At 37.3% G+C, this 25126-nt stretch carries 22 protein-coding genes and 1 other annotated feature; of the genes, 2 read left to right on the top strand and 20 right to left on the bottom strand.

Annotated features, from left to right (window positions below):
* Positions 1 to 128: 128 nt before the first annotated feature.
* From M3183_RS18010 to spxA, 4 genes are all read right to left on the bottom strand, one after another.
* Complete coding sequence (locus M3183_RS18010) at positions 129 to 1313, bottom strand: competence protein CoiA (protein WP_251471877.1); 1185 nt, start codon at positions 1311 to 1313, stop codon at positions 129 to 131.
* Between the two features lie 541 nt (positions 1314 to 1854).
* On the bottom strand, positions 1855 to 3366 hold the full coding sequence (cls, locus tag M3183_RS18015) for a cardiolipin synthase (protein WP_251471884.1): 1512 nt from the start codon (positions 3364 to 3366) through the stop codon (positions 1855 to 1857).
* Positions 3367 to 3434: 68 nt separating this feature from the next.
* On the bottom strand, positions 3435 to 4100 hold the full coding sequence (gene mecA, locus M3183_RS18020; RefSeq protein ID WP_251471886.1) for an adaptor protein MecA: 666 nt from the start codon (positions 4098 to 4100) through the stop codon (positions 3435 to 3437).
* A gap of 412 nt (positions 4101 to 4512) precedes the next feature.
* Positions 4513 to 4908 (bottom strand): transcriptional regulator SpxA, encoded by a 396-nt coding sequence (gene spxA / locus M3183_RS18025; protein WP_251471888.1) that lies wholly within the window; start codon positions 4906 to 4908, stop codon positions 4513 to 4515.
* Positions 4909 to 5441: 533 nt separating this feature from the next.
* Between spxA and M3183_RS18030 the strand changes: the two genes are divergently transcribed.
* Complete coding sequence (locus M3183_RS18030) at positions 5442 to 5627, top strand: hypothetical protein (RefSeq protein WP_251471890.1); 186 nt, start codon at positions 5442 to 5444, stop codon at positions 5625 to 5627.
* Positions 5628 to 5691: 64 nt separating this feature from the next.
* Here the strand turns inward: M3183_RS18030 and M3183_RS18035 are convergent, their stop codons facing one another.
* The 7 genes from M3183_RS18035 to M3183_RS18065 all read right to left on the bottom strand — a co-directional run bounded on the left by M3183_RS18035 (position 5692) and on the right by M3183_RS18065 (position 13229).
* Positions 5692 to 6678, bottom strand: a complete 987-nt coding sequence (locus M3183_RS18035) for an ABC transporter permease subunit (protein WP_251471891.1) — start codon at positions 6676 to 6678, stop codon at positions 5692 to 5694.
* Positions 6671 to 7531 (bottom strand): ABC transporter permease subunit, encoded by an 861-nt coding sequence (locus M3183_RS18040; protein ID WP_251471893.1) that lies wholly within the window; start codon positions 7529 to 7531, stop codon positions 6671 to 6673. The genes M3183_RS18035 and M3183_RS18040 overlap by 8 nt, the downstream gene beginning before the upstream one ends.
* A gap of 134 nt (positions 7532 to 7665) precedes the next feature.
* On the bottom strand, positions 7666 to 8601 hold the full coding sequence (locus M3183_RS18045; RefSeq protein ID WP_251471895.1) for an ABC transporter ATP-binding protein: 936 nt from the start codon (positions 8599 to 8601) through the stop codon (positions 7666 to 7668).
* Complete coding sequence (locus M3183_RS18050) at positions 8602 to 9669, bottom strand: ABC transporter ATP-binding protein (RefSeq protein ID WP_251471898.1); 1068 nt, start codon at positions 9667 to 9669, stop codon at positions 8602 to 8604.
* 4 nt (positions 9670 to 9673) lie between these two features.
* Positions 9674 to 10597, bottom strand: coding sequence for an ABC transporter permease (locus M3183_RS18055; protein WP_251471900.1), 924 nt, complete (start codon positions 10595 to 10597; stop codon positions 9674 to 9676).
* Positions 10598 to 10599: 2 nt separating this feature from the next.
* A complete protein-coding gene (locus M3183_RS18060; protein ID WP_251471901.1) occupies positions 10600 to 11535 on the bottom strand; it encodes an ABC transporter permease in 936 nt (311 codons plus the stop codon).
* A gap of 101 nt (positions 11536 to 11636) precedes the next feature.
* Positions 11637 to 13229, bottom strand: a complete 1593-nt coding sequence (locus tag M3183_RS18065) for a peptide ABC transporter substrate-binding protein (RefSeq protein WP_251471969.1) — start codon at positions 13227 to 13229, stop codon at positions 11637 to 11639.
* A 466-nt stretch (positions 13230 to 13695) separates the two neighbouring features.
* Positions 13696 to 13937 (top strand) — a binding site (T-box leader).
* Between the two features lie 47 nt (positions 13938 to 13984).
* Here M3183_RS18065 and trpS point away from each other — a divergent pair.
* Positions 13985 to 14974: a tryptophan--tRNA ligase gene (gene trpS / locus M3183_RS18070; RefSeq protein WP_251471903.1), complete on the top strand. Its 990-nt coding sequence runs from the start codon at positions 13985 to 13987 to the stop codon at positions 14972 to 14974.
* A 48-nt stretch (positions 14975 to 15022) separates the two neighbouring features.
* Here trpS and M3183_RS18075 read toward each other — a convergent pair whose 3' ends face one another.
* From M3183_RS18075 to M3183_RS18115, 9 genes are all read right to left on the bottom strand, one after another.
* Entirely contained in the window at positions 15023 to 15769 is a 747-nt protein-coding gene (locus tag M3183_RS18075) for a YjbA family protein (RefSeq protein WP_251471905.1), read from the bottom strand.
* 173 nt (positions 15770 to 15942) lie between these two features.
* Complete coding sequence (gene opp4C, locus M3183_RS18080; RefSeq protein ID WP_251471908.1) at positions 15943 to 16854, bottom strand: oligopeptide ABC transporter permease; 912 nt, start codon at positions 16852 to 16854, stop codon at positions 15943 to 15945.
* Between the two features lie 14 nt (positions 16855 to 16868).
* The gene (opp4B, locus tag M3183_RS18085; protein ID WP_251471909.1) at positions 16869 to 17834 is read right to left on the bottom strand and encodes an oligopeptide ABC transporter permease; all 966 of its coding nucleotides are present in this window, start codon (positions 17832 to 17834) and stop codon (positions 16869 to 16871) included.
* A gap of 148 nt (positions 17835 to 17982) precedes the next feature.
* Positions 17983 to 19707, bottom strand: a complete 1725-nt coding sequence (opp4A, locus tag M3183_RS18090) for an oligopeptide ABC transporter substrate-binding protein (protein ID WP_251471912.1) — start codon at positions 19705 to 19707, stop codon at positions 17983 to 17985.
* Between the two features lie 70 nt (positions 19708 to 19777).
* On the bottom strand, positions 19778 to 20788 hold the full coding sequence (locus M3183_RS18095) for an ABC transporter ATP-binding protein (protein ID WP_251471914.1): 1011 nt from the start codon (positions 20786 to 20788) through the stop codon (positions 19778 to 19780).
* Positions 20785 to 21810, bottom strand: coding sequence for an ABC transporter ATP-binding protein (locus tag M3183_RS18100; protein ID WP_251471916.1), 1026 nt, complete (start codon positions 21808 to 21810; stop codon positions 20785 to 20787). Before M3183_RS18100 ends, M3183_RS18095 begins: the two co-directional genes overlap by 4 nt.
* A gap of 145 nt (positions 21811 to 21955) precedes the next feature.
* Entirely contained in the window at positions 21956 to 22747 is a 792-nt protein-coding gene (locus M3183_RS18105; protein ID WP_251471918.1) for a DUF2268 domain-containing putative Zn-dependent protease, read from the bottom strand.
* A gap of 123 nt (positions 22748 to 22870) precedes the next feature.
* On the bottom strand, positions 22871 to 24109 hold the full coding sequence (gene fabF / locus M3183_RS18110) for a beta-ketoacyl-ACP synthase II (RefSeq protein ID WP_251471921.1): 1239 nt from the start codon (positions 24107 to 24109) through the stop codon (positions 22871 to 22873).
* 71 nt (positions 24110 to 24180) lie between these two features.
* The gene (locus tag M3183_RS18115; RefSeq protein ID WP_251471923.1) at positions 24181 to 25113 is read right to left on the bottom strand and encodes a beta-ketoacyl-ACP synthase III; all 933 of its coding nucleotides are present in this window, start codon (positions 25111 to 25113) and stop codon (positions 24181 to 24183) included.
* Positions 25114 to 25126: the final 13 nt, after the last annotated feature.

Below are 25126 nucleotides of genomic sequence, written 5' to 3' on the forward strand. Positions count from 1 at the left end.
GAATACAAATTGTATTCCCAATACTATATTCTTTTTATCAGGTCCTTTTTCCTTTTTAATTTTGGAGAAAAGACATATACCTAACTATATTATACCCAATGCACTATTTTCATTTATTGGTTTTGCTCTTATCCTTTTATTTTTTGATGGAACTCAAAACTTGCCATTTCCTTCTCATGATTTGACTTCGGTATTTTTATTCTCTGTTGAAGCTGAAAAGTCGTTTCGTTAAATTTCCCCAAAATCCCTAAACGCTCTAGTATATAAAAATAATCTAATACTGGTTCCATAAAAGACACATTATTAAGCTGCGGTAAAGAACGGACCATAATCTCTTTTCGCTTTATTCTCTTATTCATATGGAAACTAACTTCGTTAACAGTTAAAAGATCACCCGGCTTTTTATTCAACAGCACATCTAACATCAAGTAGGCTTGCCAAACAATCGGTGCAGTGTATATATAAAGGGAATGCGGCACAGGAAGGCCAATTTCCGGCGGCAATAAAAATAAATTCATATTTCGGTTATATAATTCGTTTAGAAAGGAATTAGAGCGTGCCCCAGGGGTTTGGGTCCAGTTTATTTTAAACCGGTTTAATTCTTTTTCCCAGTTCGTAAATGCAACTTTCTTAAAAGGGTTTGACGGATTCAATAATTGTTGAAGTTTTATTTGCTTTAGCGGGTTGGCATCATGATAAGTAAAGGCATTTTTTATTGAAAAAGGAACAATAGAAGCCAGGAAGTGGAAGCAGTGCTTTTCGGGGCAATAAGCAGGAATATAAAGCTTTCCTGTCTCTGATGGCCGTAAAAATAGATAATGAAAATTAGATAATGCTGCAATATTTCTTTTCTTAACTTGCAAATGATGGTTTGAAATAATCCAAAGAGGTATGTAGCCATTTTGAAGATATGTTTTTGTCCGTTTTGAAAAGACTTGCTCAGGCAGAAAGGAACATTGGAATTCCAATGCATATTTTTTTCCTTGATACTGAAACATAATGTCAGGACGCTGCTCAATTTCCCGATCGTAAAATTCCAATATCGCAGGTATATTTTGTCCTATCAGCCAATGATACAGCTGGAGCTTTCCTTCCATATGTCTTTGGGTTTCGCCGTCATATGATTCAAAACAAGCCGCTCCCTGTTTATGTGCAAAATGGAAAATCCGCTGGTCGCCTATTTTAAGGACAACCTCCTCCCCACAGACAGGACAAATAAATTCTTCTTTTTCCCGGATTAATAACAGTGTTTCCTTCTTGTATTCATTTCCAAGACACAGTGTTTGTCCAGTTTTTGTGCATGCTGTTAACATATAACCCCCCCTTTATCTTACTTAGATATTCGACAAAAACCGCAAAAATCCTTTGAATAAATCCTTCAAAAACTGGAGGACACGGAAAAAATACCCTTTATAGGAAAATGACTTTTTAACTTTGTTGTTGATTTTCTCTCCTGGCAGCTTTGCTTTCCGCTGGCGTGCTGGTTACTCCGTAAGTATGAAATCAAATATCCATACAAATCAAAAAAATTTCAAGATTGCTGCTATTTTAAGAAAAAGTCAAAAGAGCGGTATAAAATAGCCGCTAAAAACAACGAATTAAAAACAGACAAAGGTACAATGTTGCAAATCCTCGGGTCTCGTTAGCATGCAATTGCAAGGTACACGGCAATATTTAGGTGAATATTAAAAAAATATTGAAAATAATAGACCAAAGATAGGCCAAAATAGCCCAATTGCCTAAAAAAGGCGACTTAAAATTCACATTTATGAATTTTAAAGCCGTCCTTATTAGTGGTTTGAAAATTTTGGAGAAAAACGAAGGTTTCTCAGTGTCCTCAAAAACTGACGGGTTTTAAAGGAGCGGCGATAGAAGTCTGGCAGTTGATTCTAAAAGACGGTAACCAATATGCCGTTGTTCAAATGTCTCAAACTCAATTTGTTTTGAATATCTTAGGTCACTTTCATATTCCTTAACAAGTTTTTCGGTACTGTTAGTCCGGAACAAGAAGGCATTGACTTCAAAATTCAAATGAAAACTTCTCATATCCATATTAGAGGTTCCAATAGATGCTAATTCACCATCCACCAGGACAATCTTACTATGCATAAAACCGCGTTCATATTGATAAATTTTCACACCGGCTTCAAGCAATTCTGGAAAGTAGGACCTGGATGCATGAAATACAATGCGTTTATCAGGACGGTTAGGTACCAGCAGCCTCACATCAATATCGCTTAATGCAGCTATCTTTAAGGCTGAAAAAATATCCTCATCAGGAATAAAATATGGTGAAGCAATCCAAACTGATTTTTTCGCAGATGTGATCATTGAGAAAAAAATATTCTTAATAATACTCCACTCATTATCTGGTCCACCGGCAATCAGCTGTACACCGCCATGACTGTAATGGTCAAATTGCGGTGATAAATACTCAGCCGTCAAAAAACTGTGGTTGGTCATGTAATACCAATCTTGAAGGAAAATCAGCTGGAGCGTCCTGACAGCCTCTCCTCTTAACATTAAATGCGTATCACGCCAAAAGCCAAAATCTTTATCTCTTCCTAAATACTCATCACCAACATTTAAGCCGCCGACAAAGCCGATATTGCCATCAATCACTATAATTTTTCGATGATTACGAAAATTAAACTTATTATTCAAAAACGGAAGTTTTACCGGTCCAAAAGGGACAGTTTCTACACCCGCAGCTTTTAAATCATTGATATATTTTTTAGAAAGCTGCCAGGAACCAACAGCATCAAACATGAATCTAATCTTGATACCCTGATTTGCTTTCTCAATTAAGATATTTTTTATTTCCTGCCCAATCTCATCATGTCGGACAATATAATATTCCATATGTATATGATGCCTAGCCCTTTTGAGTTCCTGGATAATATGACGGAATGTTTCATCCCCATTTGTCAAAACCTTTGTAGCGGTTTCAAAGGAAATTGGGCTGTTTCCGAGCTTTTGAGCCAATGTAAATAATTGTCCATGATGCTCACCCATTAAGGCTCTTTTCTCTTCATTTTTTGGGTCATCTTCACCCTCAACAGTTAAAAATGCCTGTTTATCAAGAAAAAACTTTTTCCGGAACATTTTTTCTTTACGGTAATTCCGGCCAAAGAGAAGGTAAAAAATAAAACCTGCAAACGGAAAAACGCCAAGAACAACCAGCCATGTAATGGTTTGTGAAGGGTGCCGGTTTTCTAAAAAGATGACGAATCCTATAAAAATCACAGATAATGAAATCATGACGCTAAGAAATCCAAGGACTCCACTCTCCAACCGGTCACGGAAGAAAAATAATAGTATGGATATAGCCAGTAGAAAAATGATTACCCTTACCGTGTTTTTCATTTTCCACACCTACCAAATCATTCAATATGTAAAATACCGATTCCATATAGATGAAATCGGTACTTTAGTTAGTTAAAATGTTTTCGCAATTCTGCAAAAACATTATCTGCAATTATTTCTTTCCCATACTCCTGAATTCGGTGAATAGTCAGCTGTGTTTCATATCCATACTCAAGCAGGACACTTAACATATCATCAATTTCTTCTTCTTCAAATAAATCTTCAGGGAATTCAACATATAAATAATATTTTCCTTCAAAGTGATACAGTTTTGTCACCATGCTGTCTAAGCCTGGCCGGGAACTCAAACTGATTACATCCTCAAAATCTTTAAAGGCAAGTATGAATTCTAAAGTATCATCTTCAAGGATATCGTCATCAGAATAATCAGGATTAAAATGCTGATCTAAAATCTCTTCGATTTTTTCATCAACAGGCAAATCTTTAAGTTTACCATTGGGAATAGGCAGTTCAAACTTTTGTCCATCCTTGGATAACTGTGCTCTTGTGACTAAAACCTCTAAACCCTTGTCAAGAGCTTGAACTTGTATCCAAAGCGGCCCCTCCATAGAGAATTCTTCTTCCTCATGGACCTCATCCATCATTTCCCAAAAGAGTTCTTCGCTTCGTTCGCGATTGTACCAAATTTCCTCACGATCAAAGCCTCTTTCCTCTATATCAACGTAGGAAATATAAAATTTTACTGTATATTCATTGATACGCTCAATCTCCATATTTACCTCTCCCCTCCATTGTCCATATTGAAGGGACAAAATACCCCCAGGCAGATAATGCTACATAGTATTTACTCCCATAAAGAGGGTTATTCCATTAATAGGGGATCCTCCCCTTCTGAAAACTAAATACCCCTGTACTCACATTTTATGACAAAATCATTATTAAGGGAAATAAAAAAGCCAAAAATAAGGCAAAACGATTAATCTGCCTATTTACTTAGAAAAGCGTCCTGACACTTCTCCAAAGACTATCGCTTTCAGTCTCGCTTATCCTTGTGGAGCAGACAGCTTAAAAGAAGATTTTGGCTTAAAAAAGTATACTAGATATTCCCTTTATTGTAGCAAAAAAAATAAAAAACCACAAATAGTTTATAAAAAAAAAGCCTCTTTTGTAAGAGACTTTTCTTTGTTAATTAACCATCCGCTGCGCTTCACGCAATTGAAAAGTTCTAACCTTTCTAGGCAAGAAACGGCGGATTTCATCTTCGTTATAGCCTACTTGGAGGCGTTTCTCATCAATAATAATTGGACGTCTTAGGAGTCCAGGATTTTCTCTAATCAATTTAAATAAATCTTGAAGAGGCATAAAATCTAAATTAACATCCAATTTCTGAAATGTTTTTGATCTTGTTGAAATAATTTCATCTGTTCCATCCTCCGTCATTCGGAGAATTTCCTTAATTTCTTCCATTGATAAAGGTTCAGAGAAAATATTTCTCTCTTTATAAGGAATTTCATGTTCTTCCAGCCAAGATTTTGCTTTTCGGCATGATGTACAACTAGGTGAAGTGTATAATGTTACCATTTTGTTCTTCACACTCCTCTTTTATTTACAATCCACTATATATATTGGATTTACCAGAATAGGTTATATTAATAATTAAAATTATTATAAATTAAAAATTTATATTATTAATTATACACTACTGCATCTTAAAAAGGTATCCCTTTTTAAAAAATATTGAGTTCATCCCAATAGTAATTATTGTTTGTCCCACTATATTAAACGAATTATATCAGGAAAAGTTTCACTTTTTTAATTATTTTTAGCTAAAAATTTTTCATGTTACTGAAAATCTTTATTATAGTGTTCGTTTCTAACCATTATCTTTTAAGGGTGATATTTACATTAATTTCTTCAATTCAAATATTATAGTTCATGGTACTTTTTATAAACAAAGATATTTTTTCTCATTCTCAATTACGATTTTAAATGAAAACGCATACACAACTTAATAAACTTTCCTCTTTCATTAAACAACAAGTTCTTTTAAAATAAGATGGAGGGATATTTAAATATTATATGAAATATTTAATAAGAATAATGGAGGGACTGCAATGGCTGCTTACATAACAGATTTGGTAGTTGTCGCCTTGCTGATTATTGGAATTACGGCATTTATGGGTGACATTACAAATGGTATTGGGGAAAGATTATTTGGCGGAAAGCGCCGAAGTGAATATGTTGATCAAAATGCCCGTTTCCAAACTGGATGGAAAGCTGTCGGCGGGAAGAAAAAATAATAAATTTGCCAAAGGACAAAATCGCTATTGATTTTGTCCTTTTTCTACAGAACACATAAACTTATTATTTATTCTTCAACTTGGCATAAACCTTCCTCTTCGGTTTTAATTTTGGTTCAAAACTTGTCTTAATCCAGGGTGTCCGCTGGTATGTGGACTGAAAATGATTTTTTAAACCATTTGCTAATAAACTAAAGGAAATCGTGATGATTAACAGTAAAACCAATGGAACATATAAAATATATGCCGTATGACTATAGATATTTTCCCGTGCTGAACCGACTAATCCGGCAATTTCTTTAGTGATGGATAAATAGATATTGTTATCCGGCCGGAAAATAGTTCCGCCGATGAAAATCTTCATTAAGGCAAGCTGTCCCATCAGTGCAATAACTTGAACAATTTCTAATATAAACATAATCAGCAATGATTCTTTTAACTGTGGAAAGACATGGCGCCACACTATACGATGCCGGCTTGCCCCTAAAGTTTGGGCTGCTTCAATAAATGTTGATTTAAATATTTCATTTGACTTTTTTCGAACTGAAGAAATAATGCTTGGAATACTGATAATAGATGCAATAATGATAAAATAAAAAATTAATACAAATGAATTTACTTCAGAATTAACACTAATTGGTGCAAGAAAGAAAAACAGAATAAGAAAAAGCGGTATATAACTCCATGCATTTTCAAATGCTTGAATCCATTGAGGCACTTTTCTCCATGTACCAATGTATAACCCCAAAAAAGATCCAGCTGCCATTTTAATCACGGTGATTGTAATGGAAATAACGAGTGTATATCTGATGCCATAAAGAATCATTGAAAATAGATCATACCCCCATCGGTCAGTTCCTAGAGGATAATCCATTGACATAAAGGGTTCAAGTGGAGGACCAATAATTTTCCCATCTACATAACTGGTTCTAAGTGTATCTGTTATCGTATGCGGTGCTATAAACGGCCCAAATACCGCAAGGAAAATGAGAATGGCCGTCAAAGCAATTCCAGTATATAAAGTAAAATTGATGGATAAAAATTTATTCATAAATAAATCCCCGTTTGAATATGTAGAGTACAAATCTAATTGACATATAAATGATGAATGAAATCAAAAGCATGGAAAATAAGCCGATTGCAACCGGCTGAAATTGATTACTTTGGAAGATAAATTTCGTAATTCCTGGTACATTAAGCAGATATTCAATAATAAATAAATTGCCGATTGCCAAAGAAACAACTTTTGTTAATTCTGCAATGATAAACGGCTCGATATTTTTGTAAACATGCTGAAAGTTTATGTAATTAGTACCCATTCCTTTAGAAACGGCTGTACGAATATAGTCTTCAGCACTTGTTTGATAATACTGAACGGCGATTAATTTGAACAAATAAAGAGTCGGCGCTATAGCCGTTAATACCATTGGAAACCAGATATTGAGTACACCTGATTCAGGACTGAAAGCAATAATTCTTACTCCTGTAACTTCGTATATTTTTATCGCTAACACCAATGAAAAAATAATTAATATAAAATCAGGGATTGCTGATAATACATTTAGCAGCATATGAATGAACCGGGTTATCCTCAATTGGCTTAAAAATATCCCCAACATAAGACCTATTACAATCACTGACAGAACGCCTGCAAGCAATATTGAGAAGCTGGTTAGAAAATAACCAAAAATATCGTCTGAGATATACCTTATTTGATTCCCTATTTGATATGTACCAAGGCTTCCGTTTAAAATCTCGTTCATAAAATCCCCAATTCCTTTACCAAGGCCGCTCCAATTCCATGAAATATTCTTCTCAGCAGGATCAATTTCTATTATTGATGGAATGGCAGCCAGAAAGATGATGAGCAGGAAAATGAATAGGACCTGCTGCAAAATTTTCATCGTAGTCCCCCTTATTCACTATATTGAAATATAATGTTACTTTTTATTTTCCTGTTTTTTTGCACAATCGTCAATAATATTCGATATATTTAGAAAGTTAAATATAAAAAATAATACGGTCTATTAAGACCGTATTATTTTTTATATTGAGTTTTATATTGTTCAAATTCCTTTTCTGAACAGAAAACCAAATGCCCAGGCGCTAGTTCCCTCATTTCAACTTTTTCGTTTTCCTCGTAGTGATGGGCTGCTGGATCATATAAAATCCGTCGGCGGGTTCTTTCTGATTCAGGATCTGGCAGCGGTATAGCAGATAACAAGGATTTAGTATAGGGATGCATAGCATTTTTATACAATTCATCGGCTGGCGCCAGTTCGACCATTTTACCAAAATACATTACCCCGATTCGGTCGCTGATATATTTTACCATGGATAAATCGTGGGCTATAAACAAATATGTCAATCCTTTTTCACGCTGCAGTTTCTTCATTAAGTTAACAACTTGCGCTTGAATAGAGACGTCTAAGGCAGAAATCGGTTCATCAGCAATAATGAATTCAGGCTCAACCGCCAATGCTCTGGCAATTCCAATTCTCTGTCTTTGACCTCCAGAGAATTCGTGCGGATAACGATTGGCATGCTCTTTATTTAAACCAACTGTCTCAAGCAGCTGGTATACCCTTTCCATTCGATTTTTCTTCCCTTTAGCTAATCCATGGATGTCAATCCCCTCAGCAATAATATCAGCAACTGTCATCCTTGGATTTAAGGAAGCATATGGATCTTGGAAAATCATTTGCATTTTACGGTTGAATTTTTTCAATTCCGATTTTGACTTTTTGCCATGAACGTCTTCACCATTAAATAAAACTTGGCCGCCGGTGGCATCATACAGCCGGATAATCGTCCGGCCAGTTGTCGATTTGCCGCAGCCTGATTCACCGACAAGGCCCAGCGTCTCCCCTTTATAAATATCGAAGGTAACATCGTCCACCGCTTTTACTTGGTTGGGACGGCCAATATTAAAATACTGTTTTAAGTGTTTGATTTCTAATAATTTTTCCGCCATTTAGTTCCCCTCCTTCACGAGAATCGGTTTTTCAAAGGTAGAGGACAATTTTCTCATTCGTCTTTTGACTGCTTCCGGCGGTTCCACTTTTGGTGCATCCGGATGCAGCAGCCATGTTTTAGCAAAGTGCGTTTCTGAAACTTGGAATAATGGCGGCTCTTCCTCAAAATCAATAGCCAAAGCATATTTATTTCGTGCCGCAAAAGCATCCCCTTTTGGAGGATGTGTTAAATCCGGCGGTGTACCAGGAATTGCAGTAAGTTCCTCTTCATGGCTGCTGTCCAAACTTGGCATTGACGCAAGTAAGCCCCATGTATACGGGTGGCGTGGATCATAAAAAATTTCATCTACAGTGCCTATTTCAACAATCTGTCCGGCATACATAACTGCCACACGATCGGCGACATTTGCTACAACACCTAAGTCATGTGTAATAAAGATAATGGAAGTATCCATTTTCTTTTGTAAATCCTTCATCAATTCAAGTATTTGAGCCTGAATTGTAACATCCAATGCAGTTGTTGGTTCATCAGCAATTAAAAGACTTGGATTTGCTGCAAGGGCGATGGCAATCATGGCCCGCTGCCTCATACCGCCGGAAAATTCATGTGGATATTGATTAATTCTTTTTTCCGGCATCGGGATTCCAACAAGTCTAAGCAATTCGACTGCCCGTTCCTTCGCTTGATGCGAACTCATATTTTGGTGTTTAAGCAAAACTTCTGTGATCTGATGTCCGACCTTCATTGTGGGATTTAAAGAAGTCATTGGGTCCTGGAAAATCATGCTAATTTCTTTCCCGCGGATCTTTTCCATCTCTTTATCAGTTTTCTTAACGATATCTTCACCATGAAATAAAATCTGTCCACCGGTAATTTTTCCTGGCGGCATTGGAATCAGTTTCATGACCGTTTGATTCAATACTGATTTTCCCGAACCAGATTCTCCTACCACTGCAAGAGTTTCACCTTTAAAAAGATCAAAAGAAACACCACGTACTGCTTGTACTTCTCCTCCATACACTTGGAATGAGACTTTTAAGTCTTTTACCTCGAGTATCTTGTCCATATTCTCACTCCTTATTCCGTAATCGTGGGTCTAAGGCATCGCGCAGCCCATCACCGATAACGTTAAATGCGAAAATGGTTAAAGCAATTAAGACTGCCGGGAAAAATAAACGCCATGGGTAATACTGAATGGAAGCCAGTCCATCATTAGCCATTGTTCCCCAGCTGGCAAGCGGCGGCGTTAATCCCAGCCCAAGGAAACTTAAAAAGGATTCAGTAAAAATAGCTGATGGAATCGTTAATGTCATTGTAACCAAGATTGACCCCATCGCATTTGGGATTAAGTGCCGTCCCATAATCCGTGATACACTTGCCCCTAGAGTTCTTGCAGCTAATACATATTCCTGGTTCTTTAGTGATAAGACTTCCCCGCGGACAATCCTCGCCATATTAATCCAGCCTGTAATTGTCATTGCAATAATCATTGTTGTTAAATTGGCCCCTAAAACAACCATTAATAAAATAACAAGCAGTAAGTATGGAACACCATATAAAATATCTGCAATACGCATCATAATTTCATCAACACGTCCGCCTTTATAACCGGCTATTCCCCCCCATGCTACTCCAATAAAAAAGTCAATTAAAGCTGCCATAATACCTATAAACAGAGAGATTCTGGCCCCCTGCCATGTACGGGCAAACATGTCCCGTCCTAAATCATCAGTACCAAACCAATGGGTTGATGATGGCGGTTTATTCGTATTCATTAGATCATTTGAAGCATAATCAAATTTAGTCATATATGGTCCAAAGATTGCCATGAAAACAAGGATAATCAACAATACAATTCCAAACATGGCAAGCTTGTTTTTTCGGAAACGAATAAAAACATCCTTCCAGAATGAAAGGCTTGGCTTTGAAATTTTTTCAGCATCAGATGCTTTTACGCCAACAATTTGAAATTTCTCTTTTGAAATTTGCTGCATAATTACTCTCCTTTCTTCCCGCCGGCCAATTTAATACGTGGATCGATCAGTCCATAGGCAATATCGACAAGGAGAATAGAAACTAATAATAAAATACTGTAAAACACCGTAACACCCATAATGACGGTATAGTCTCGGTTTGAAATACTTAAAACAAAATGCGACCCTAAACCAGGGATACCAAATATTTTTTCAATTACGAAGCTTCCTGTAATTATTCCTGCAGCCAATGGACCCATATAAGAAACAACTGGAAGCAGCGCATTCCGTATCGTATGCTTCATAATCATTGCCCCTCTGCTTAATCCCTTTGCCTTAGCAGTTTTGATATAGTCGTTGCTTAAAACTTCAAGCATGCTTGAACGAGTTAAGCGAGCGATAAATGCCATTGGTGTTGCTCCTAAAGCAAGAGCTGGCAGTACGGTATGTGAAAACGTTTCCCACCTTGCAACTGGAAAAAGGCCTAACTTAATGGCAAATATATATTGTAAAAATGTAGCCATGATAAATGATGGAACAGATATACCAAATACAGCAATAATCATTGCCGTATAATCCTGCCATTTATTGTGCCTTAGAGCTGCAATAACTCCCAAAACAATTCCAACCGCAACGGCAAATAATATTGCCTCAAGTCCCAAAGTTAAGGAAACTGGAAATCCATCATTGATTAAATCATTTACGGTCCGGGATTCATATTTAAAAGATGGACCAAAATCCCATTGAACGATTCTTACTAGATAATCCCCATATTGTACGTACCAAGGTTTATCTAATCCATAGTGTTCATTAAGGTTTGCCTCAATTTCAGGAGGTAATTTTTTTTCGGAAGTAAATGGGTTTCCTGGTGCTATTCTCATTAAGAAAAACGTTGCAGTTATGATAATAAGAAGAGAAACAATCATATACAGCAAACGTTTGCTAATATATTTTACCAAATGGCACACCTCCAAATTTTACTAAAAAGGCTTAATCAGAAACGAAGGTATATAGGAATAATTCCCATATACCTTTGTTCCGAATAAAATTCTAATTGGATTTATTCAAAATGAGCCCATTTAAATTGAACATCACCTAGACCAGATATTACTACGTCTTTAAGGTTTTCATCTTGAACCCAGGTATTTGTGTAGAAATAAATTGGTGCTACAGGCATTTCATCCATAAAGATAGCTTCTGCATCTTTTAACATTTGTAAACGTTTTGCTGGATCTGATTCAGTTTGAGAATCTATCAACAATTGTTTGAATTTAGGATTTTCCCAGTTTGTATCATTGTTACCGCCTTTTTTATCACGGAACAATTCAAGGAAGTTGATTGGGTCGTTGAAGTCACCCAACCAGCCCATACGGCCGACTTGGTAATCGCCATTATGAAGTTTGGAAATGTAAACTTTCCATTCCTCATTTTCAAGTTTTACATTAATGCCAAGTTCTTTTTTCCACATATCCTGAATTGCTTGAGCAATCTTTTGATGCCCTTCATCAGTGTTATATGAAAGTGTGATTGTTGGAAGTTTAGATGCATCGCTTAAACCTAGATCTTTTAATCCTGCTGCTAAAAATTCCTTAGCTTTTGCAGCATCGTTATCCTTAAAGTAACCTTGTTCATTCTCTTTAATCATGGATGGCGGTACGGCTGCCATTGCAGGGATTTGACCACCTTGAGTTACATTTTCTACAATTGCTTTACGATTAATTGCATAAGCAAGTGCTTTACGGATATTTACATTATTCAATGGCGGCTTTTCGGTATTAAATTTATACCAATAAACCCCAGCGATTGGCTGCGTATGAAGTGAACCATCTTTCTTTAATTGAGGAAGAAGATCTTGCGGCAGCTGACCAAGCGGCATACCGGCCCAATCTAGTTCACCATTCTTGAACATATTAAGTTCAGTATTGTTATCATTAATCATGTCCATCGAAATTTTTGTTAATTTTACAGTATCAGCATCCCAATAGTTTTCATTTTTTTCTAGGACGATTTTGCTGCTATGCTCCCATTGAACCATTTTGAAAGGTCCATTGGATGTATATTGGTCACCGGCATCTTTATACCAGTCTTTATTAGCTTTTGCAATTTTGCTGTTAACTGGAGAATAAGTATAGAAAGCTGTCAGCTCCAAGAAATATGGAGTTGGGTTTTCTAATGTAACTTCTAATGTTTTGTCATCCAGCGCTTTTACGCCAAGTGTTTCAGGTTTTGCTTTGCCTTCATTAATTGCCTGGCCATTTTTCACATAATACAGCTGGTAAGCATATTGTGATTGATTAGCCGGATCAACCGCCCATTGCCATGCATAGACGAAATCTTCTGCAATTACAGGATCCCCGTTTGACCATTTAGCATCACGAAGCTTGAAAGTGTATGTTTTTAAATCGTCGGAAACTTTAATGTCTTCCGCTGCAGCAGGCTGAGGCTTTCCGTCTTTATCTATTCGTGTTAAGCCTTCATATATTTGTCTAATTACACCGCCTGATGTTGAATCATTTGCCAACCCTGGATGTAAGGAAAATGGCTCAGTCTTAATATTAAGACGAAGTTCCTGAGACACTTTCTTCTTACTGTCTGTTTTGCCTTTATCGCCATCAGCATTATCTTTGCCGCCTGAACAAGCAGCCAAGAACATGCTTAATACCAGCGATAGAACCAAAAGTAGTGAAAGTTTTGATTTCTTCACTTTGTAGACCTCCCTTTTCTATTTTTCTGAAAAATTACTACATTGCCTATTATACCTATTTTAAAATTATTTGTACATTACTTTTTGAAAATTGGTTTCATTTATTTCATAAATGAAAATTTTTTAAGTCTTCTTTAAAGAGTGAAGTTTTTACAGATTAAGATTTTCATTTATTTCCAACGTTATAAAACCCTTTAATACCAATGGATTCAATATATTTCCCTCCTGCTTCTAAAGCCTCCATGGCAACGCTTACAGATTTTTTCTTTTTTTTACTTTTGGATAATCATTTCCAAAACAATTTCCTTATTATGTTATTTTAATATATCTTTTATTGCCCCCTTTAACGATTATTTTTCGTAACTTGAAAATAAATATGTGTTTCATTTATAATAGGTATTATTACATTTATGAATTATAAGCGATGATAAAGATTAGTACGTATTTTGAATTATTTCAGAGAGTTTGTGGCTGGTGGAAACAAACATAATCAAATACGGAATGGACTTTTGAGCTTCCCTTTGAACCCCTTTAGGGCAGTAGAAGGAGACGTCATTCCTGCGTTAGAAGGATACCTGATAACTACTTAAATCAGGACTTAAGAGACTCGGAAGAACTGAGTAATTAGGGTGGTACCGCGAGCCATTCGTCCCTATGTAACGGGATGAGTGGCTTTTTGTATATATATTTAGGAGGAAAAAAATATGAAAACAATATTTTCCGGAATTCAGCCAAGCGGAACGATTACTCTTGGCAACTATATCGGGGCGTTAAAACAGTTCGTAGATTTGCAAAATGATTTTAACTGCTATTTCTGTATTGTGGACGAACATGCTATTACAGTGCCACAAGATCCGCAAAAGCTGCGGAAAAACATTCGCAGCTTAGCAGCATTATATCTTGCTGTGGGACTCGACCCTGAGAAAGCAACTCTATTTATCCAGTCAGAGGTTCCTGCGCATGCACAAGCCGGTTGGTTAATGCAATGTATTTCGTACATTGGCGAGCTGGAACGGATGACGCAATTTAAAGATAAATCAGCAGGTAAAGACGCAGTAACAGCTAGTTTATTAACTTATCCGCCTTTAATGGCTGCAGATATCTTACTGTATAATGCTGATCTTGTCCCTGTTGGTGAGGATCAGAAACAGCATTTGGAATTAACCAGGGATTTGGCTGAACGATTTAACAAAAAATATGCAGATATTTTAACCATTCCTGATATCAGCCTTCCAAAAGCTGGGGCACGAATTATGTCTCTTCAGGACCCTTTGAAAAAAATGAGCAAATCTGATCCTAATTTAAAAGGTTTTATCTCACTTCTAGATGAGCCAAATCAAATTGTAAAGAAAATTAAAAGCGCTGTGACTGATTCTGAAGGAACCATTAAGTTTGACCGAGACAATAAACCAGGTGTTTCCAACCTGCTTACCATTTACTCTATTCTAACAGAAAAGCCTGTTTCAGAAATTGAAGAAATGTACAGCGGCAAAGGCTACGGTGATTTTAAAAGTGATTTAGCTGAAGTTGTCGTCAATTATTTGAAACCAATTCAAGAAAGATACTATAACCTTGTGGAATCAAATGAATTAGATGAGATTTTGGACCGCGGTGCTGAAAAAGCTAATGCTGTTGCGGGTAAAACGCTTAAGAAGATGGAAAACGCAATGGGATTAGGAAGAAAAAAACGTTAAGAAAAAAAACTGCTTCAAAAGGCATCCTATACCTTTTGAAGCAGTTTTTTAATTTACTTTTGAACCATTTTCCATTTCCCAAAGTTTTTCGAAAAATGGCTGCCCTTTAATAATATTTTCGCAAAAAATTTCATGTTTTTCTGACCAGCCACATTTAATTTCTTCAAATAACTGTTCCCATGCCTCTTCAAAATTCATTTCTTGGATATGAGAATAACGCTCAGGACACCATTCAGTGTACCAATATCTGACTTCGGCTTCATTGTTTGATGAGAATAGTTGATCAAGTGCCATAAATAATAACTGCTTTAACTGCCGTTCTTTTCTAGTTAATCCCCTCATTAACTCTGGATCCGGCGATAAAATGTGAAAATCCTTTACTTCACAAGGTCCGCTAAATTGATATTCTTTTGCCTCATGTGATGCAATCATTTCATATACCAGCTGCTCCTGCCTTGGAATTAGCCTGCTCTTGCGGATTGGAATATTATAACCGATTGTGTCAACAGCTAAAATTCCTGTTCCATCTGTCACTACAAAGCAATATTCAAGCTGGATTCTTTCATGATTTTTTCTTAGATATGCTTTTTGGTAAATATCATCTAATAGCTGCTGTGGTAATTCTGACAAGTCATTCTCAATGTATTGAAAAAGAATGGGTTCAACTTTTACTAGAGGAACTTGGTCAAGCAGCTCAACAGCATCATCTTTACGCCATTCATGAAAGTGGCAAACATTATAACCGTTCTCTTCCCCTTCAAACCAATTTACCCATACATCATGAAGATATAACATTGTACAACCCCTCACTTCAAGTAACTATTTGTCACTCAGTATGGTCAGAGGGCAGTTAATTTATTCCTGTGTATATATATTTTGGTTGAAGTATTTATTGCTTTATAGTCATTTTCCAATAGTGTACTAAAGGATAAAGCAAAAAAAATCTACCATGTTTGATGGTAGATTTTTTATCTTCTTGATTTGGGATTGAAAGCATCCTTTAGACCTTCGCCAATAAAATTTATGGATAGAATGGTGATTGTAATCATTAAAGCAGGAGGCATCCAAATCCAATATTTGAATTGAAGAACATCTGGTTCATTTGCTGAATTTAACATATTTCCCCAGCTCGGTGTCTCCTGCGGCACACCGAAACCAAGATAACTTAAAGCAGACTCAATGACAATCATGGTAGCAAACGTAATTGTTGCTTGTACAATGATTGTGGATAACACATTGGGCAATAAATGCTTTATTATTACTTTTGCAGGGGTGCAGCCTATGGATATAGCGGCAGTTATATATTCATTCTCTTTTTCAGAAAGAATTTTGCTTCTTACAATTCTAGCAATCCCTCCCCAATACAAGAAACTGATTACAGCAATCAAAACCCATAACCCGCTGACTCTTCCAAATAAGATGGCATTTATGACGATTACAATGACTAGAAAAGGAAAATTTAAAATTAAATCAGTAAATCTCATTAATAAATTATCTACTGCTCCGCCAAAATATCCCGCAATAGAGCCAATGAGAGTTCCAAGAAAAATGACAAAAAAGGTACAGCTTAATCCAACTAAAAGAGAGATTCTGCCCCCGTAAAGTAATCTTGTAAATACATCACGGCCTGCTTTATCGGTTCCCAGCCAATGTTCTTTGGATGGTTCCAAACCCATTTGGCCAATATTAATTCTTGATACATCTGCAGTGGTAATATAAGGCGCAAGGAAAGAAAGGATTCCTACTATCACTAAAAAGAAAAGACTCGTCATGGCCAGTTTATTTTTTGCAAACTTTCTTCGGGCCATCGCCCATGGGGATAAACTCTTTTTCGGGGGCCCCGCATTTCTTTTTGGATTTTTCTGTGTCACAATTTCCAAGTTTTTTCTCCCCCCTAATCTAACCTAATTCTTGGATCTACAACACCATATAAAATATCAGCAACTAAATTGCCCAATAGTGTTAAGAAAGAGAATAACATCGTCAATGTCATTAAAACAGGATAGTCCCTTGTTCCTACGGATTGAAGGAATAACTGCCCTAATCCAGGATAGGTAAATATGGTTTCCGTAATGATTGCACCACTTATAATGGCAACAATATCAAACCCTAAATATGTGATAAGCGGGATAATTGAATTTCTCAGAATATGGACATTATAAATCTTTTTTTCCGAAGTTCCTTTTGCCCTGGCTGTACGGACAAAATCCTTTCTGCTATTTTCTATAATATCATTCCGCAAAAACTGAGTATAACTGGCGATATTTAAAAATCCAAGAACAACTGCGGGTAAAAAAACATGATGAAGACGGCTTAGCCAATATTCCAATGTCCCTTCCGTCACACCAATATCTACCGAACCATTGGACGGAAACCACCCCAGCTTAAAGGAAAATAGGAAAATAGCAAAAACACCTGCAACAAAGGCCGGGATTGACAAACCTAAATAATTTAATCCGCTTATAAAGTTATCCCCCAGCGTATATGGTTTTCTTCCTGCATAGGTACCCATAATAAAAGCCAGGATATAAGTGATGATAATTGAAGTAATGCCAAGCATAATGGTATTCGGCAAACGCTCACCAATCACTTCCGAAACATCTATTTTAAAACGCGTTGACTTTCCAAAATCCCCTTGAACAAAATTTCCAACCCAACGAAAATATTGCTGTGGCACCGGGTCATTATACCCTAATTTTTCCCGCATTTCTTGGATATATTGCGGGTTTGTATTTCTTGGGTCGATTTCACCTGAAAGAGAGTCTCCAGGCATTAATTTTGCCAGGGTGAAGACAATAACGGAGATCAGGAATAACATCGGAATCATGCCCAATATTCTACGAAATGCATATTTTAGCATGTGCACTCTCCTTGTCTATAAAGTAAAACTAGGTAAACACAGGGATAATTAATTAAATGGGAGAGGCTTTATTTCAAGCCTTCATCCCATTTAAAGTGTTAGAACTCCTAAATGTATGCGTTAACATACTTTTTTCATTCTGCTGGAATTATTGTTGAATCCACCATTCGTTTGGACGGTTATATCCAGATACATCAAAAGTTACACCATGTACACGTTTGCTTACAGCCATTGTTTCTTCAAGCTCGGCGATTGGCAGGATTGGCAATTCTTTCATAAATAATTTTTGCCATTCGATATAAAGGTTTTTACGTTTTTCTGTATCTGTTCCAACAACACTGATATCGAGTGCTTGATCTAATAATTTGTCACTGTCAGCATTTACCCAGCGTGCATAGTTCCAAAGTGATTTCGAACCCCAAAGCGGAGTTGGATCTGGATCAGAACCAGTTGACCAGCCGCCGAAGAATACTTCTATAGACTTATCAGCTTTTTCAAGCATATCGTAGTATAGATTTGCGTCTGTCATAGTTAATTTGGTTTTTAAACCAACCTCTTCCCAATATTGAGTCAATGCTTTTGCACGAGATTCAAATGTAGGGTTTTGAGTTGCATAATGTGAAAAGTTTACTACAAATTTCTTGCCATTTGGGTCTTCACGGAAACCATCTCCGTCTACATCTTTATATCCAGCCTCATCCAATAACTTCTTCGCTTTTTCCGGATCATAAGCATATTGCTCCAATTGATCATTTGGAGCAGCAATCCAGTGATTTGTTGGAATTGGGCGGTTTACAGGTTTCCCTACACCAAAGAAGAACGCTTTTACCCATTCCTCACGGTTAATGGCATAGTACATTGCTTCACGCAGTTTCTTATCTTGGTATTTCGGCTCATTCATGACGTTTTTCTGGCCATCCCAAGTACCTAAACGGAACCCAACATAGTAATAGCTTACGCCAGGATATGTGATTGCATTGACATTATCCAGTGCTTTCACTTGATCAATAATGCTTGGATGGAACGATGTCATATCAAGCGTCCCATTTTTAAGTTCCCCAACCGAAAGAGAAGGGTCAATTACTTTAATTACAACCTTTTCGATGTGCGGCTTTCCGCCAAAATAATCATCAAAGCGCTCCAATTCAATGGATTCCCCTGGTACAATTTTGGTTACTTTAAATGGTCCTAAACCAACTGGCTTAGTACGAACTACCTCTGAACTCATCATGTCTTTGACAGCAATTCCTTTAAATGCGGTACGGTTCATTGGGTAAGTCCAAAGGTTATCCAAGTTATTTACCCGTGCTTTATCAAAAGTGATTTGAATATGATAATCATCAATCACTTTAATCCCTTCGATTTTATCCGATTTTCCATCGTGGTAATCTTGGGCTCCTAAGATTGTTCTTACATTATCATATCTTGGTCCTTCATAATCTTTGCTGGCAATTGTATAAAGAGAGAACTCCCAGTCTTTGACTGATAATTCATCACCGTTATGCCACTTAACCCCTTTTTTTATTTCAAAATCAAATACTTTATTATCTTCTGTTTTCCAGGAAGCGATATATGGCTGCGCTTTCAGATTCTCATCATAGTCAATTAGATTTTCATCAAAGAATTGAAGTACATAATCATCCGTTACATTTCCGTAAAAAGACCAGTTGAACTTTCCTTCTGGTGCAGAGTCCAGCGCATAAACTAATGTTCCGCCATCTTGCGGCTTATCAGCTGTTTCGCCGGACTTATTTCCTTCATTTTTGCCCGGCTTTTCGTTTGTCCCCGCTTTGTCTTTGCTGCTGCAAGCCGCTAAGAAAGCTGAAAGAACCAGCATTAAAGCAGCTAGCATAAACATACTTTTCCTCTTCATTTGATTCCCCCCTAATTTTTTGTCTGAAATCATTGCCCAGCTCGAGCGCTAAAAGCGCACTTTCGCTTTACTAATAAAGATGGCAAGCAACTCTATGAGATGGTCTCACCTCCTTTAATACGGGTTTGGTTTTTGAACACTCTTCCATGGCCATCGGGCAGCGTGGATGGAATGGACATCCAGACGGAGGATTAATAGGGCTTGGCACATCCCCTTTCAGAATGATCCGTTCTTTCTTCTGCCTTGGGTCTGGAAAAGGAATCGCAGAAATTAATGCTTGTGTATATGGATGAAGAGGTTTGGAGTATAAACTATTTTTATCTGCAATCTCTGCCATATTACCTAAATACATGACTCCAATTCGATCGCTCATGTGTTTAACAACACTTAAATCATGAGCAATAAAAAGGAATGTTAAATCAAACTCTTTCTGTAAATCTTTTAATAGATTTAATACTTGCGATTGAACGGAAACATCAAGGGCTGAAACCGGTTCATCAGCAATAATTAATTTAGGTTTAAGGGCTAAGGCCCTGGCTATTCCAATGCGCTGACGCTGACCCCCAGAAAATTCATGGGCATATTTATAGTATGCTTCTGGCGGCAGACCTACTTTATCTAACAGGTCTATTACCTCTTGTTTCAGTTCTGACTTACTCTTTTTCATAAAATTGTAGATAGGCTCTGCAATAATATCCCCTACCATTTGCATCGGGTTAAGTGAAGCATACGGATCTTGGAATACCATTTGCATGTCTTTACGAATTTCACGTAAATGCCTTCCAGTAACATTTGTAATATCTTTACCATCAAACAGAATCTTGCCTTCTGTCGGTTTCAATAACCTTAATATCGTTCTGCCGGCAGTTGACTTTCCACACCCAGACTCTCCAACTAGTCCTAACGTTTCTCCTTTTTTAATCTCAAAGGAAATATTATCAACCGCTTTTACATGTCCAACTGTGTGTTTAAAGAATCCGCCTTTTACAGGATAATAGGTTTTCAGGTTTTTAATTTCTAACAGATTTTCAGATTGAGAGGAATATGTTCCATCATTTTTAGATAATGTGTTTGTACTCATTTATTCACCCCTTCACGTGGTTTACTGGTTTCATATAGAAGACAGGCAGCTTCGTGTCCAGGGTCAGTCTCTCTAAGTTCCGGGGTGATTGTAAAACATTCAGGCATCGCCTTTGGACATCGATTAGCAAACCGGCATCCGGTTACCGGCATATTTGTAAGTGAAGGAACAATACCTTGAATTGAACTAAGCCTTTCCTCCTCATCATCCATTTTTGGAATCGCACCTAAAAGTAATGTTGTGTATGGATGTTTAGGATTATAGAACAATGTATCAACATCCGTACGCTCCACAATCCTTCCGGCATACATAACCATGACTTCATCACACATTTCTGCTACAACACCAAGGTCATGCGTAATAAGAATGACGGACATATCATTTACTTCTTGTATATCTTTAAGTAATTCTAGAATTTGTGCTTGAACGGTAACATCCAATGCCGTTGTAGGCTCATCGGCAATCAATAACTTTGGCTGACAGGCAATCGCAATGGCTATCATTACTCTTTGTCTCATTCCACCTGATAATTGATGCGGATATTCGTCAACAATCTTTTCGGGGCGCGAGATACCCACACTTTTCAATAAGGCAATAGCCTTTTGGCGGGCTTCCCGTTTGGAGATTTTTAGGTGGTTAAAAAGAACTTCCATTAGTTGATACCCAATTGTAAAAACTGGATTTAACGATGTCATCGGTTCCTGGAAAATCATTGAAATATCTTTCCCGCGTATCTTATTAATCTGCCCCTCAGACATCTTTTCTAGATTTAGCCCATCAAAAGTGATTTCACCTGATGTAACCTTGCCAACTCCTTTTGGCAGTAATTGCATAATAGACAGACTCATGACGGATTTTCCGCAGCCTGACTCCCCTACAACGCCGACAATTTGCCTTGGTTTAACGGTGAACGATACCTGATCAACAGCATTATAATATGTACCATCAATATCAAAGGCAGTCTCTAAATTTTTTACTTCGAGCAGAGGTGCTTCTTTGAGTAATAATTTTTTTTCGCTCATAGTACACCCACTTTTTCATTATTGTTAATTTTGCTATATTTAAATAGAATTCTATTACAGAATTATTTAAATTGCAAGATTTTTTTGTATATTTACTAATCAGCAGTCATTGCCTATTAAAAAAAGCCTTTATTCATAAGGCTTTTTAATTAAATAGATTCCTTTTATTGATAAATCTGGTTGCAGGTATATTGAAAGTTAATTTTGTAGAATAACTTTCTGTTTGATAAAATTTATTTACAATATTATATCCTGCAGCATAACCAAGTAAGAGCGGTACTCTCCCTCCGCCATATAATAACTCATCATGAATCCTTTCGTTTTTTTTCTTACCCAGTTTTTCTTTCAAAAAGCGGCTCCAAAAAAGAGACATTTCCCTTTCTGTATAAATATGACACCAATTGGCCAAGTATTCCTCCCCACAATGTTTTAATACGGCATATTCCGCCAGCCCCTCAATGATAATAGAATCGAGAAGCGTATAATCTTCCATTTTCCTATTTAATGACTTTAACCTGCAAACATGATGATATTCATGAACTATCAATGCTTCCAGTTCTTTTGGGTCGTCATAATGTGACAAAAAGAGAAACATTTTATCTGGAAATGATACTCCTGCTTTATTTCTCTCCTCTCGTCTGAAAAATAAACCTCCTTTTTGCTCAAGTGGAAAGAGAAATACAGGTATATCAGGTCCTGCCCATTTATCTTTATATTTAGAAAATATTTTCTCCACTTGCTCCCATGCTTTATCCTTAATCATCAGCTCCTTATTCTGTTTTGTTCTCCAAGAAGGACGGTACATTCCAAACTTAATAAGCTGATTATAAATTTCACTTGAATTCTCCCCTTTAAAGTACGGAAGGAGTTTTTCACAAATTTTGACTGGGTGATCGAAGTCCTTTTTTAACCATTCATCCGTTCGGATGATCCCCATCTTTTGCACCCCTTTATATTCATTACTGACTAATTACATTTTATGAATGATTTAAAGGGATGTTCTAGTTAGCATTAAAAACAAAAAGGCCCGGCTTAAAACGAATCAAGCCGGGCAAGTTTATTATTGATATTTTTTAAATACAATAGTTGCGTTATGGCCGCCAAAGCCTAATGAATTACTCATTGCTGCATTTATTTCCTTCGAACGTGCTGCATTTGTTACATAATCCAGATCACATTCCGGATCAGGAGTTTCATAATTAATCGTTGGCGGAAGTATGCTGTCTCTCATTGCTAGTACAGTAAAAATCGCCTCTACGCCGCCGGCTGCACCAAGTAAATGACCTGTCATCGATTTAGTGGAACTCATTGGTGTATTATAAGCATTTTCCCCGAAAACCTCTTTTATGGCAAGTGTTTCAAATTTATCATTATAATCTGTACTTGTACCATGAGCATTAATATAATCAATATCCTCTGGTTTTAAACCTGCATCGTCAATGGCCATCTTCATCGCCCTGGCTCCGCCTTCACCGCCGGGAGCTGGAGCAGTAATATGATAAGCATCTCCAGTTGCTCCATATCCCACTATTTCTGCATAAATTTTAGCACCGCGAGCCAGTGCATGTTCTAATTCCTCCAGGATGACAATCCCGGCACCTTCACCAATTACAAAGCCATCACGGTTTTTATCAAACGGCCTGCTGGCTGTTTTTGGGTCTGGGTTCGTGGAAAGTGCTTTATTTGCACAGAAACCTGCGACAGACATCCTCGTAATCGGCGCCTCTGCGCCTCCTGAAACCATCACATCAGCATCACCGCGCTGAATGACTTTAAAAGCATCACCAATAGAATTTGTTCCTGTTGCACAAGCTGTAACCGTACATGAATTGAAACCCCTTGCTCCAAGAGTAATCGAAACCTGACCGGTGGCCATATCAGGAATCAGCATTGGAACAAAGAACGGGCTGACCCGTCTATATCCTTTTGCTAGGAAAGTTTCAAATTGATTTTCGAAAGTTTCCATCCCTCCGATACCTGATCCAATCCAAACACCAACACGGTGGGAATTTTCTTCGTTAATGGTAAGGTCTGCATCCTTTACTGCCATAAGAGCACTGGCAACAGCGAACTGTGTGAAACGATCCATTTTCCTTGCATCTTTTCTATCAATGAATGCTTCTGGATCAAAATCTTTCGCCTCACCAGCGACTTTGGCAGGATATTCATCAGCGTTGACTCTTGTTAAAGGTCCAATACCAGATTTTCCGGCCAAAATCCCTTTCCAAGTTGTTTCAACATCGTTACCAAGTGGTGTGACCGCTCCAACGCCTGTTACGACAACTCTTCGTTTTTCCATTTGTACATTCTCCTTTTCTACATCTTTTCCTATTTACCTTTTTTATTTATCTATATCAGTACTTTTTGTATCTATTTCCCCCAGCGAATGGCAATCGCACCCCAGGTTAAGCCGCCGCCAAAGCCGACCATTACAATTAGATCATCATCCTTTATTTTTCCTGCTTCTACTTCTTCAAAAAGTGAAATCGGAATCGATGCGGCTGATGTATTTCCATACTTGTGAATCGTTTTTGACATTTTTTCTTCAGGGAGTTCGAGTCTTTGACGTGAAGCCTCCATGATTCGGATATTGGCCTGATGTGGAATTAGGAAATCAACGTCCTCCTTTTTCAATCCTGCCTTCTCAAGTACATTAATACAGCTTTCACCCATTTGTCTTACAGCAAACTTAAATACTTCACGGCCATTCATGATAATGTACTCATCTTGATATAGGTGCTTACCGCCTGTACCATCAGCCCCAATTTCAAATGAGAGAATACCGCGGTCACCTGATACTGGTCCTAAAACAGCTGCACCAGCACCGTCTCCGAATAATACAGCAGTATTGCGGTCAGTCCAGTCCGTAATTTTAGAAAGCTTTTCGACCCCTACGACAAGAACATTTTTATAAACACCTGATTCAATAAATTGTTTTCCAGTAACAACTCCATACATAAAACCAGCACACGCAGCACTCACATCCATTGCGGCTGCCTTCTTTGCACCCAGTCTTTCCTGAATTCTGCAAGCAACCGATGGAAATGGTGAATCAGGTGTTACTGTCGCCACTAAAATTAAATCAAGATCTTCAGGTAAAACGGCCGCATTCTTAAGCGCCATTTGGGCAGCCGAAAAAGCCATATCCGATGTATCTATATCATCTGCGGCAATTCGCCGTTCTTCAATCCCAGTTCTAGTTCGAATCCATTCATCAGATGTATCCATCATTTTCTCTAAATCATGATTTGTTAACACTTTTTCAGGTAAATATCTGCCAAGTCCAATAATACCTGCTCTCATATTTTCCATCTCC

The organism is Neobacillus mesonae (genome assembly GCF_023715155.1).
Lineage (GTDB): Bacteria > Bacillota > Bacilli > Bacillales > Cytobacillaceae > Neobacillus > Neobacillus mesonae_A.